This window comes from Streptomyces sp. NPDC033136, from assembly GCF_055578235.1.
In genome coordinates this window covers 510,719-523,114 of the sequence record NZ_JBVIPD010000001.1, presented here as the reverse complement: position 1 = coordinate 523,114, position 12,396 = coordinate 510,719, and the positions used below count along the sequence as shown (strand labels likewise).

The 12,396-nt window shown below is 69.3% G+C and carries 8 protein-coding genes; 2 read left to right on the top strand and 6 right to left on the bottom strand.

Annotated elements, in window-relative coordinates; translation table 11 throughout:
- Positions 1–429: 429 nt before the first annotated feature.
- From ACZ5TL_RS02385 to ACZ5TL_RS02375, 3 genes are all read right to left on the bottom strand, one after another.
- The gene (locus tag ACZ5TL_RS02385) at positions 430–840 is read right to left on the bottom strand and encodes a PIN domain-containing protein (protein WP_468586776.1); all 411 of its coding nucleotides are present in this window, start codon (positions 838–840) and stop codon (positions 430–432) included.
- On the bottom strand, positions 837–1,058 hold the full coding sequence (locus tag ACZ5TL_RS02380) for a type II toxin-antitoxin system VapB family antitoxin (RefSeq protein WP_184986222.1): 222 nt from the start codon (positions 1,056–1,058) through the stop codon (positions 837–839). Before ACZ5TL_RS02380 ends, ACZ5TL_RS02385 begins: the two co-directional genes overlap by 4 nt.
- Before the next feature lie 249 nt (positions 1,059–1,307).
- Complete coding sequence (locus tag ACZ5TL_RS02375) at positions 1,308–2,417, bottom strand: hypothetical protein (protein ID WP_468586774.1); 1,110 nt, start codon at positions 2,415–2,417, stop codon at positions 1,308–1,310.
- Between the two features lie 440 nt (positions 2,418–2,857).
- Between ACZ5TL_RS02375 and ACZ5TL_RS02370 the strand changes: the two genes are divergently transcribed.
- A complete protein-coding gene (locus tag ACZ5TL_RS02370) occupies positions 2,858–5,833 on the top strand; it encodes a GH59 galactosidase (protein WP_468586772.1) in 2,976 nt (991 codons plus the stop codon).
- A 256-nt stretch (positions 5,834–6,089) separates the two neighbouring features.
- A complete protein-coding gene (locus ACZ5TL_RS02365; RefSeq protein ID WP_468586770.1) occupies positions 6,090–7,592 on the top strand; it encodes an alginate lyase family protein in 1,503 nt (500 codons plus the stop codon).
- Positions 7,593–8,014: 422 nt separating this feature from the next.
- On the opposite strand, the gene ACZ5TL_RS02360 is transcribed toward ACZ5TL_RS02365, so the two are convergent.
- The 3 genes from ACZ5TL_RS02360 to ACZ5TL_RS02350 form a co-directional block, all read right to left on the bottom strand.
- A complete protein-coding gene (locus tag ACZ5TL_RS02360; RefSeq protein WP_468586769.1) occupies positions 8,015–9,421 on the bottom strand; it encodes an APC family permease in 1,407 nt (468 codons plus the stop codon).
- Between the two features lie 299 nt (positions 9,422–9,720).
- Positions 9,721–10,746 carry a hemolysin family protein gene (locus ACZ5TL_RS02355; protein ID WP_468586767.1) on the bottom strand — a complete coding sequence of 342 codons (1,026 nt, stop codon included), beginning with the start codon at positions 10,744–10,746 and terminating at the stop codon, positions 9,721–9,723.
- Positions 10,743–12,080 (bottom strand): hemolysin family protein, encoded by a 1,338-nt coding sequence (locus ACZ5TL_RS02350; RefSeq protein ID WP_468586765.1) that lies wholly within the window; start codon positions 12,078–12,080, stop codon positions 10,743–10,745. Before ACZ5TL_RS02350 ends, ACZ5TL_RS02355 begins: the two co-directional genes overlap by 4 nt.
- Positions 12,081–12,396 lie beyond the last annotated feature (316 nt).

Genomic DNA, 12,396 nt, shown 5'->3' with positions numbered 1-12,396 from the left:
CTGCCGTGAACTCTGGGGATTTCCCTACGGCTTGATAGGAACTTGCGGCCGGACGGTTCGTGACGTCGAAGGGATGGGCGTCAACGCGCGACGAGGTGCCGTGCGCGGCAGGCGATGCATATCGGCCTCGCTCGCGTCGCCTCGGCACCGCCGGTCAGCCTGGCGTCGAGAGCCTGTCCGGCAGGGGTCAGGAAGGCGCTGTTGTGCCTGATCGGCGTGTGCCTGATCGGCGATTCCGACACCGGCAGGGCTGTGCACTCGCAAGCAGGCCCGACTTGGACATCCGAACCAGCCGGCCAAGCGCAGAGCCCGGCTCACACCCGCTTCCGCTCACCGTGCTTCGAAGCTGTCCCCACGGTGTGCCCGTGAGACCGGCGCTTTCGTCTCACTCCCCCTGAGTGCGGCAGGGTCATCCCAGTTCAAAGCGCCTCAAGCCACGTCATGGATGTTGTGCTCGGTCAGGTCGGATGCGTGCCGGGCAACGGCCCGGTAGTCGGCGTCATCATGGAGGACAGCCAGACCGTGATGGGCCGCGGTGGCGGCGATGACGAGGTCCACAGCGGAGGCGCTGCGATGATCTCCAGCCTGAGCCATACGGTGTTGCACCGCGCCAATCCAGCGCCCCGCGTTCTTCGGCACCGACACGTCGGGGTACAGATCAGTGAACATGTCCGAGATCTCGTCGTACTCGCGTCCGTTCCGAGCGCTGTAGAGAAACTCGGTGCGTTGCACGTAGCAGGATGCGATGGCCCCGGCGTCGATCGCGTCGTACCAGGCCGATTGCAGTTCTGGTTCACGGAGCAGCCGGACCAGGCCGGACGTGTCGAGCAAGTAGATCACCTGCTGTGCTTCTCCGCCCGGTGCAGACGCTCTGCGTCATCGACGGCACCCCACTCACGCGCACGCTCGAAGTGACGGCTGATGCGCGCCGCCCGCTCCTGCTGCTCGGCATAGAAGTGCAGAGCCAGATTCACCGCCTCCTTCTTGGTCCTCACCTTGGACAGAGCCATGGCGCGTTCCAGAGCGTCGTCATCGATGTCGATCTGGGTCACAGACATACCGCAACTCCCATTCGATGTTGATGATGTACATAGAAGAATACATCACCAACATGCGCGAGGGCCGGGAGACGGCGCGACGAGCCTGTCACTGGCCCCGGAGGCCGGTGGGAGTCAACATCGCAGGCGTTCGGCGCTCACCGTACGACCGGGCAGTTCCCCAGATCTCGGAGAGGGCTCGGGGAATCTGCACGACATCGCCGCAGCCCTGTGGCCACGGGGGAAGTCATCGCTGGTGCCGTCCGTACTTCAGGCGGGGGATGCGGTGGTGCGGCCGCCGGCCGTCCGCAGGGTCACGGTGGCCGCGACACCCGCGAGGATGCCCCAGAGCAGTGCGGCGGTCACACCCTCACCGAGGCCGGACGCCACATACAGCAGCCCCGAACGCATCTGCGTCCCGTCTGTCGCCATGCGCAGCGTCTGTCCGGCGAGCAACCCGAGGACGACCGCGCAGACCCCGCCCGCCGCCATCGCCGGAACGGTCACCCGGGTGAGCAACCCGGGCAGCCACCGCAGGGCGCACCAGACCACGGCGAGGAGCAGGACGTCCCCGAGGCGGTACAGGAGCCAGTCGCCGAGCGGTGTGCCGGCCGGACCGGACCAGGCGCCGAGCAGCAACCAGTGGCGCAGCAGGTCACCCGGTTCGCCGAGCAGCCCGCCGCCCGTGAAGGCCGTCTGGAGCGTGGCGGCGTTCGACTCGTACGACAGGACGACCAGGGACACCGCGACCACCGCGGTTCCGGCGGTGGCGGCCAGCAGGGCGGCCCGCGCCGGAACGTCCTCGCCCGGCTGGGTCTCGGTGCCCTTCAGCGCCAGCCGCGCCACGAGCACCGTCCACGCCGCCGCGGCCAGCGCCACCGGCACCACGATCGGCCGGCCGGCCGCGGAGAGGGAGGCCAGCTGCGGCAGGAACCGGTAGCTGCCGTGCCCTCCGGCCGCGATGAGCCAGGGGGCCGACACCGTCACCGCCAGGGTCGCCGCCACCAGGCCCCAGGCCCACAGTGCCAGCAGGGCGGCCCAGGTCCGACCGCGCTCCGCGGGAAGCCGCCGAAGCAGGAGGAGCGCCCCACCCGCGTAGAAGACGAATAAGGCGGCGAAGCGGATCTGGATCGCCGTGTGGTGCAGACCGAGATAGCGAGAGGCGTCGGTCCCGTCGAGGTACCCGCCCGCGGTCTGGCCGGACGGTTCGTACGCCCAGGGCAGCAGCCAGCTCTGGAGGCGGGCGACGCTCTCGTGGCCGAGAAGATCGGTGGCGCCCTGAAGGCGCAGCGCGTCGGCGCTCGCCCCCGCCCACCACAGGAGCAACGTCACCGTCAGCCCGCCCGCCACCGCCGGTATCACCGCGCGCCGGAATTCCATGTCCTGCCCCCCGTGTTCGCTCGCTGCCGCCACGCGTCACCATGACCCGGGGGGACCTTATGCGACCGCGGTCACGTGCGGATCACAGCCCCGCCTCGTCCTGCCCGCGCCGCCAGGTCCCTTCGCCCTCCCTCCAGAGCCCGGCGCAGGCCGCCGTGACCGTCGTACCGGGCCCGCGGCCACCATGGCGTGCCCTGTCTGCGCTCCTGCCCTCAGGGAACCAACGGCTTCGACGCCGGGAGCAGCGCACCGGCGGCCGGCGGCGTCCCGGCGTCTTCCAGCCGGTGAGGGCACCCCGGGGACCTCAATTGGCATGAGGTGCACGGGGATTGACGCAGAAATCGCTTACCACCTACGGTCCTTCCGGAATCGCGGACACCTTTCGGAATCTCGAACATCTGGCGTCGGTACGCCCTACGGGAACAAGGAGTCGAAGCGGAATGGGCCCACAGCGAAGACTCGGCTGGATGCCGCTTGCCGCGGCGACCACCATGGCACTCGCGGCCGGAGTGATCACCGCCCCCGCCGCCCACACCGCGGACGATCCCGTGGAGGTCGTGGTCAACGGGGACGACGTTCGCGCCGACAACGTGAACGGTCTGACCTACAAGGGCCTCGGCGTGCTCAGCTGCAACAGCACGAGCAACCTGCTGATGGACTACAAGGCGGAGCATCCCGGCCGGTACTGGCAGCTCATCCGCGTGCTGTTCGGTGGAAAGAACCCCCTGATCAACCATGTCAAGGTCGAGATGGGTTCGGACACGAACACGTCGACCGGTTCCGACCCGGCGACCATGCGCACAGCGGACGAACTCGCCGACGCGTCGCGCTCCCCGGGCTTCCAGCTGGCGGCGGACGCCAAGACGGTCAACCCGAAGCTCAAGGTCTCGATCCTCCGTTGGGTCATGCCCCGATGGGTCCAGAACGAATGGAACAAGGGCACCGGCTCCGACGAGATGTACAAGTGGTACAAGGAGACGATTCTCGACGCGTACGAGAAATACGGGTACATGGTCGACTACGTGAACCCGGACACGAACGAGACGCATGATCCGGACGAGGCCTTCATCAAGTGGTACAAGAAGGCGATTCTGGCCGACACGGACTTCGCCGACCCCCGCTACGGCATCCCGGCGAAAAAGCGGGAGAAGGCCGAGAAGGCCTACCGCAGCATAAAGATCATCGCCGCCGACGAGAACACCACCCACAATATCGGGCCGTCGATGCTCGGCGACGCGGAACTCTTCGGCATGGTCGACGCGGTCGGCTACCACTACAACACCGATGACCGGCGCGACGGGCCCGTCGGCAGCGACACCAACCTGCCGTACACCCGGCTGGCGACCGGTGAGAACAAGTACGGCGAGGACAAGGAAGTCTGGTACAGCGAGGGAGTCGCCTCCTTCGGCTACACCGACTACCGCGTCAACAACACCGAGGGCCCGAACGGAACGAGTACCGGTATCGGCGGCGTCCAGAGCGCCCTCGATCTCGCGAACCGCTCCGTCAAGAGCTACGCCAACTCGAAGCGGACGCACTACGTCTTCCAGCCGGCGATCGGCTCCTTCTACGAAGGCGCTCAGTACAGCCACAAGGAACTCGTCAGCGCGCGTGACCCGTGGTCGGGCCACCTCCACTACGACGCGGCCCTCTATGTGATGCAGCACTTCACCCAGTTCGCGAAGACCGGCTGGGAGAACGACACGAACACGGCGGGCATCTGGCGCACCGTGCCGGAGGCCAGTTACAGCGGGGTGAGCGGCACCGAGAACGTCGACGGCTCGAACGGGGCCCCGAGTTACATGACGCTCGCGGACCCCCGTAAGAAGGACTTCTCCACGATCGTCGTCAACGACAGCGACCAGCCCAAGACCTACCGGATCAAAGCCGAGAACATGCGACTCGGTTCCGACCCGACCATGGAGATCTGGGAAACCCGCGGGCCGGACGCGGGCGAGCGCTACGCCGCGAACTTCAAGCACCTCGTCGACGAGATCCGGCCCGGCGGCGCCGGGTACTACACCTACACGGTCAAGCCGAGGTCGATCGTGACCTTGACGACGCTCGACAAGAGCCACGACAAGGCGACGAGGCAGCGCCTGCCCGAGTCCCGGAACCGCACGGTGCTGGACACCGACGCGACCGGCAAGAGGCACAACACCCGCGACAACGTCCTGTACGCCGACGACTTCGGGTACGAGGAGGAGGGCAGGGTCCAGGTCGGCAGCGGCAACGGTGCGCACAAGACGTCCCAGCCCTATCTGAGGTCGCGCGGCAATCAGCCTCGCTACATGGTCGACCAGACCGGCGCCTGGGAGGTCGGTGAGGACGCGAGCGGCGACAACGTCCTGTACCAGTACATGGACCAGTCCATGAAGGACACCGGCGCCTGGAACCGCCACACCCCGAACACGACGGTCGGCGACTTCCGCTGGGAGAACTACCGGGCCACGGTCGACGTCGCGTTCCCCGACCCGGACGGCGGACTCGCCACCCTGGGCGTCCGTCAGCAGAAGGGCATGGCGGTCAGCGACGCCGCCTACAACGTGCGCATCGCACCGACCGGCGCCTGGACGTTCTACGAATACGGCACGGCCGTCAAGTCGGGAACGGTCCCGGCATCCGACGGCTACCGCCTCGCCATCGAGGCGAAGGGCGCGACGATCACGACCTACATCGACGGCAAGGCCGTCTCCACGTACCAGGACCCGACTCCGCAGACCGAGGGACGCGTCAAGCTCGGGTCCGACTTCCACAAGACGGCGTTCGACAACCTGAAGGTCGAGAAGATCGACGGGTACACGCCCTACGCCCGCGCACAGCTCGACAACATGGACAGCTCGGTCACCTACGACGGCACGTGGAGCCGGAAAGCCTCCTTCGGCGACCCGATGGACTGGTACCGGTCGACGTCGACCGGCACGACCGCCGGCTCGTCGTTCACCGTCCCGTTCACCGGCACGGGCATCGACGTCATCGGCGGCAACGACGGCACCGCCGTCCTCGACGTCTACGTCGACGGAAGGCTGATCGCACGGGACGCGAAGACGGCCGCGACCGACAAGCGCCTCGCGACGTACGCGCTCCGCGGTCTGCCCGACGGCGCGCACACGGCGAGGTTCGTCCTCAAGTCCGGGAAGATCGTTCTCGACGCGTTCAACGCCATCTCCGGGGACGTGGACCGCACTGTGGACACGACGCCGATCCGGAGCGCCCTGAAGAAGATCGGACGTCCGGAGCGGGCGGACCACACGGCCGACTCCTGGGCCCTGTTCGCCTCCGCGTCCTCGGCGGCGAAGGCTGCCGTGACGGGACGGCAGAAGGGCCTTGACGCCATCGGCGTCGAGCAGATCACGGACCGGCTCGAAGAGGCTCACGACCGGCTGGTGCGCAAGGACGGCACCGCCGCCCGGTAGGTGCCCTGCCCTGGGCCTGCGGGCCCCGCGCGTTCGCCGTAAATGATCAAGGGGCCGTATCGGATTCCTCCGATACGGCCCCTTGTGCGAGCGCGTGTCGCCGTCCGCAGGGCTCGGCGAACCGCACCCGCACCCGCACCCGCACCCGCAGCTACGGCACTGCTCGCCCACCGGGCCGCCGGACAGTTTTTGTTATGCACCGGTGCGGCGCGCGTCTCCTTGGGACAGGACCGGAGAAGAACCAGGAGACAGTTCGATGGAGCAGGCCACCACAGACCGTTCGCTCAGCCGTCGCGGGATGCTGAAGCTCGCCGGCGCGGCCGGCGCCGGCGCCGGTGCGATCGGGGCGGCCGCGGGGACCGCGTCAGCCGCGGCGACGGCCCCGAAGCGCGGGTTCGCCCACCCGGCGCTGCTGCACACGCAGGCCGACTTCGACCGGATGGCCGAGAAGGTCAAGGCGGGTGCGCAGCCCTGGACGGACGGCTGGAAGCGGCTGCTGAGCAGCCGGGACTCGGCGACCGACTACCAGCCACGGCCCGTCGCGGCCGTCATCCGCGGTGGCGAGGGCGCGAACGTCCACCTGCTCTTCCGGGACACCGCCGCGGCCTACCAGAACGCCCTGCGCTGGAAGATCACCGGGGACGCCGGGCACGGGGACAAGGCACGGGACATCCTCAACGCCTGGTCGGGGACCCTCAAGGAGCTCGGCGGGAACGCCGACCGGTACCTGATGGCGGGCATCCAGGGGTATCAGCTGGCCAACGCCGGCGAGATCATGCGGGACTACGACGGATTCGACCTCGGCCGGTTCCAGTCCATGCTGGCCGACATCTTCTACCCGATGAACGACTCCTTCCTGGTCAACCACAACGACGCCGTCCCCAGCAACTACCGGGCCAACTGGGAACTGTGCACCCTGGCGTCCATCATCGCCATCGGCGGGCTCACCGAGGACCAGGCCAAGATCGACCGGGCGGTGGAGTACTTCAAGAACGGCGACGGCAACGGCTGTGTCAGACGGGCCGTCCCCGTCCTGCACGAGGAGGCGGACGGCGTCGTCCTCGGGCAGTGGGAGGAGAGCGGCCGGGACCAGGAGCACACCATGGCCGGTGTCGGCTGGATGGGCGCGCTCTGCGAGATGGCCTGGAACCTGGGCGAGGACCTGTACGGGTACGACGACAACCGGTTCATGAAGGGCGCTGAGTACGTCGCCCGCTACAACCTCGGCAAGGACGTGCCGTACACCTCGTACTCACGCCGTATGGGCCGGCGCGTGGCGGGCCAGGCCGGAGCCCTGCACACCGAACCGACGATCAGCGAGGTGGGCCGGGGCAGCGCCCGTCCCATCTGGGCCCTGATCCACAACCACTACGCGGTGCGCCGGGGGCTGGACGTACCGAACATCACGGCCTACAAGGACAAGCTCGCGCCCGAGGACGGCGGCGGGACGCGCGGCGGGGCCGGCTGGAGTTACGACCACCTCGGCTACGGCACGCTGACCTACACCCGGGACCCGGAGGACGCCGGCGCGTCCGCGCCGGGCGCCGCACGCGAAACCGCCAAGACGGCGGACGACGCCTCGGGCAGCGCGGCAGGCGGGGGGACGCGCCCGCAGGGCGGTGCCCCCCACGATCTGGCCGCCACCGGGGCGGACGGCGTCCTTGCCTGGTCCGCCGCCGGGGCCTCGGCCCTCCTCGGGGGTCTGCTCCTCCTCCGCCGTCGCGGGCGCCGAACGAACACGCCCGGATCCGACGCGTGATCCGCGACGCCTGAACCAGGGCGGACGGCCTCGGCGGGCTCGCCCGCGCCCTCGGAGCCGACGTCGAACGACAGGGGGAGGCCGGCGCACCCACGCATCCGCAATCACGCGACGAGGATGTCCGCGTCGCCCGGCCGCCACTACCCGGCGTGCACCACCCAGGTGCCCACCTCGCTCAGCTGGGCGGCGGTCACGTGGCGCCGGCTTCCTTCACTGGTTTGGTTCTGTGACCCGGTTCAGGGCCGAGGCCCAGGTCGGAGACCTGGGCCTCGGCCCTTGTCCAGTCCTGTTCGGGCCGTACCTCCCTGCTCCGGCTGCGCGAGCGGCGTCGCGCGGCCATGGCACTCCGGCTGACCGCACGGTCCGAGGTGTCCCCGGGCCTTTTCACACCCCGTCGCCACCGGGCAGGGAGGGATCCCGGGTCAGCGGGCGGCGACGGCGGCGATGAGGCGCTTTTCGGCGTCCTCGCCCGCCGCCACCTTGGGCAGGCGCCACATGAAGAACGCGCCGACCAGCCACCACACGCCGACGATCACCCACTCCGAGGGCCAGATGAGGGCCGCGGGCATGCCGGGCAGGTAGAGCACGCCGAGCCCCAGGCTGAGCACCAGCGCGGCGACACCGACGGCCGGTCCGGCCGGGGTGCGGAACGGGCGCTCCATGCCCGGCTCACGCCGACGCAGCACCAGGAAGGACAGCACGACGACGACGTAGGCGACGACGATGTTGATGCCGCCCGCGTCGACCAGCCAGACCAGCATCGGCCGTCCGAAGAACGGGGCCAGTACCGACAGGGCGCCGATGAAGATCACGGCGTTGGCCGGGGTGCGGTACTTCGGGTGCATCCTGCCGAACCAGGCGGGGATCATGCGGGACTCGGCCATGGCGTACAGCAGTCGGCTGCCGCCGATGAGGAAGGCGTTCCAGCTGGTCAGGATGCCGGCGATGCCACCGATGACCAGGACGTTGCCCATGGCCTGGCTGTTCCACAGGGCGGTCATGGCGTCGGCTGCGGCGAGGTTGGACTCGGCGAGGGCCGAGGCGCTGAGACCGGAACCCACGGTCAGCATGATCATGACGTACCACGCGGTCGCACAGAGCACGGAGATCACCAGAAGCCTGCCCACCTGGCGGTACGGGAGCTTGATCTCGCCGGCCGACTGCGGAATCACGTCGAAGCCCACGAAGAGGAACGGCACGGCCACCAGCACCGTGAAGATCCCGTCCATGCCCCCGCTGACCATCGGCTCCATGTTGGCGGCGGAACCGCCCTTAAGGGCTCCGACGAGCAGTGCCGCGCCCGCGGCGAGCAGGAACAGCACCGCGACGGTCTGGAACACCGCCGCGGGGCGTATGCCGATGTAGTTCACGACCGTGATCGCGATCGCGGCGACCACGCCGACCGCGACCCAGCTCGCGTAGACGTCGTAGTCGGCGATCGTCCACATGTGGCCCACGAGCATGTCGGGGAAGAGGTTGACCATGCTGTGCGGCAGCGCGACGGCCTCGAACGCGGCGACCGACACATAGCCGAGAACCATGGCCCAGGAGGCCAGGAAGGCACCCCGGCCACCGAGAGCCCGCAGCGCGTAGTGATGCTCGCCGCCCGCGTGCGGCATGGCGGAGACCAGCTCCGCGTAAGCCAGCCCGACGAGCGTGACGACCACGCCGCCGGCGGTGATGGCGATGGCCGCCCCCACCGGCCCCGCGTCACTGATGAAACCGGAGGTGAGAACGATCCACCCGAAACCGATCATGGCCCCGAAGGCCAATGCCAGAACGTCTCCTCTGCCGAGCACTCTGAGGAATCCGCCGCTGTTGTCCGTCATTCGCTGATCCTGCCTGTCTGGGGGGTTTCTCGTGTCAGGGGAGACAGCAGTGGACCGGACGTCAGGACATGAACACCAGGATCAGAATGTACAACTTTCACCAAACGTCTATCCAGATCGATGAAACCCCAGGTCAGCGGCTTAACCCTGCAGGCGAGCGGCGCAAATGGTTACCCCGGGGACTCATTCCCTTGACCGGCGCGTCACTCGGCGAGCCGGGTGTCACGACGTACCCGGTCCGGCAACGCAAGGCGAACCGGGCCGCTCCACGCGGGGGCGCGCACGGAGCGGCCCGGCGGTCATGCGGTGGCCGGAGCCGACGGTCCGACCAGTTCGGACAGCACGTCCTCCATGGTCACGAAGCCTATGACCTTGCCGCTCTCCCCGACGACGGCGGCCAAATGGCTGCCCTCGGCGCGCAGGGCGGTGAGGGTGTCGTCCAGCGGGGTGTCGATGCGCACCCGGGTGACCTTGTGCAGCGTGGTGCGCGGGAAGGGCCGGTCACGGTCGGTGGCGCCCAGGGTGTCCTTGATGTGCACGTACCCCAGGACGACGCCGTCGGCTCCGGTGACCGGGAAGCGCGAGAAGCCCGCCTCGGCCGCCAGCCGTTCCAGCCGGGCGGGGGTGATCGTGTCGTCGACGGTCCGCATCCGCTGTGCCGGGACCACGATCTCGCCGACCGGCCGGGTGCCCAACTCCAACGCGTCCCGCAGCCGCTCGCCGTCGGCCGGGCTGAGCAGCCCGGCCTCACTGGAGTCCACGACCATGCGGGCGAGCTGGTCGTCGGTGAAGACCGACTCGACCTCGTCCTTCGGCTCCACGCGCAGCACTTTGAGCAGGGCGTTGGCGAAGGCGTTGATCCCGAACACGAACGGCCGCAGCGCCCGCGTCAACGCCACCAGGGGCGGGCCCAGCAGCAGCGCGCTGGACACCGGGGCGGCCAGCGCGATGTTCTTCGGCACCATCTCGCCGATCAGCATGTGCAGATAGGTGGCGAGGGTGAGCGCGATGACGAACGCGACCGGGTGCACCAGGCCGTGCGGGAGGTGCACCGCCTCGAAGCCGGGCTCCATCAGGTGCGCGATCGCGGGCTCGGCGACCGCTCCCAGCACCAGCGAGGAGACGGTGATGCCGAGCTGGGCCGTGGCCATCATCGCGGAGAGGTGCTCCAGCGCCCACAGCGTCATCCGGGCCCGTTTGTTGCCCGCCTGGGCGCGCGGTTCGATCTGGCTGCGGCGCACGGAGACCAGGGCGAACTCGGCTCCGACGAAGAACGCGTTGGTCAGCAGCGTCAGGGCACCGATGGCCAGTTGCAGCGCGGTCATCGGGCCTCCTCCAAGAGCTGGGCGGGCAAGGAGGCTGCCGACTCGGTGATGCGTATCCGGTCGGCGCGGTGGTGCTCGACCTCCAGCACCTCGAGCTGCCAGCCGTCGAGGTGCACCACGTCCCCCTTGCCGGGGATGCGGGCCAGACGGGTGGCGACGAGCCCGGCGACCGTCTCGTACGGTCCTTCCGGCGCGGTGAGTCCCATGTTCGTGAGCTGGTCGATGCGGACGCTGCCGTCCGCCTCCCACACCGCGCGTCCGTCCCGGGTCGCCGGGGCGGGGACCAGGTCGGGTGCCTCGAAGGGATCGTGCTCGTCACGGACCTCGCCGACGACCTCCTCGACGATGTCCTCCACGGTCGCCACGCCCGCCGTGCCGCCGTACTCGTCGATGACCACGGCCATGGTGCGGTGCTCGCGCAGCCGCTCCAGCAGCCGGTCGGCGGTGAGGCTGTCGGGCACCAGCAACGGCTCCGTGGTCAGCTCCGTGACCTGCGTGGCGGCCCGCTTCTCCGGTTCCAGGGCGAGCACGTCCCGGATGTGGACGGTGCCGACCACCTCGTCCAGGCTGTCGCGGTAGACGGGAAAACGGGACAGCCCGGTCGCGTGGGAGAGGTTGGCCGCGTCGGCGGCCGTCGCGTGGACCTCCAGGGCCTTGACGTCGACCCTCGGTGTCATCACGTTCTGCGCCGTCAGCTCACTGAGGTGCAGGGTCCGTACGAACAGCTCCGCGGAGTCCGCCTCCAGGGCGCCCTCGGCGGCCGAGCGCCGGGCCAGCGCGCCCAGTTCCTCGGCGGTGCGGGCGGAGGCCAGTTCCTCGGCCGGCTCGAGACCGATGCGGCGTACGAAACGGTTCGCGGTGCCGTTGAGGTGCTCGATGAACGGGCCGAACGCGGCCGTGAACGCGCGCTGCGGGCCGGCGACCACCTTGGCGACCGCAAGGGGGCGGGAGATCGCCCAGTTCTTCGGCACCAGCTCGCCGACCACCATCAGCACGACGGTGGAGACGACCACGCCCAGCACCGTCGCCACCGACGAGGCGGCGGCGCCCAGGCCGATCGCCCGCAGGGGACCGCGCAGCAGCGCGGCCAGGGACGGCTCGGCGAGCATGCCGATCACCAGCGAGGTGACGGTGATCCCCAGCTGGGCGCCGGACAACTGCAACGTGAGACGTCGTACGGCCTTCAGCGCACCGTCCGCGCCGCGCTCGCCGGCCTCGGCGGCGCGCTCCAGGTCAGCGCGCTCCACGGTGGTCAAGGAGAACTCGGCCGCGACGAACACCGCGCAGGCCAGTGTGAGGAGGAGGGCCAGCAGGAGCAGCAGGACCTCGGTCACCGTGCCACCCCCGCTCCCTCGATCGCGAGAGTCCGGCGGGCCATGGCACGGCTGGTACTGGGAGGCTCACCCATCGGAGGGAACGTCGCTCCTTCTGGAAACACGTGGACAGTGGTGGAAACAGGATTGCCTGCCTCTACACCAACTGTAAAGGACTTGCAAAGCACCGGGTCCGGGCGGGCAGCAGGTCCGCCCGGCTGCCCTTCGGGGGCTGATCGGCCCTGCCGGCGCCCGCTCCGGGGTCATCACACTGGGGGTCTCCAGTACCGGACCAGGGCGTGGCCACCTGAGGAGTCCCCGGCGCTGCGGCTCGAGT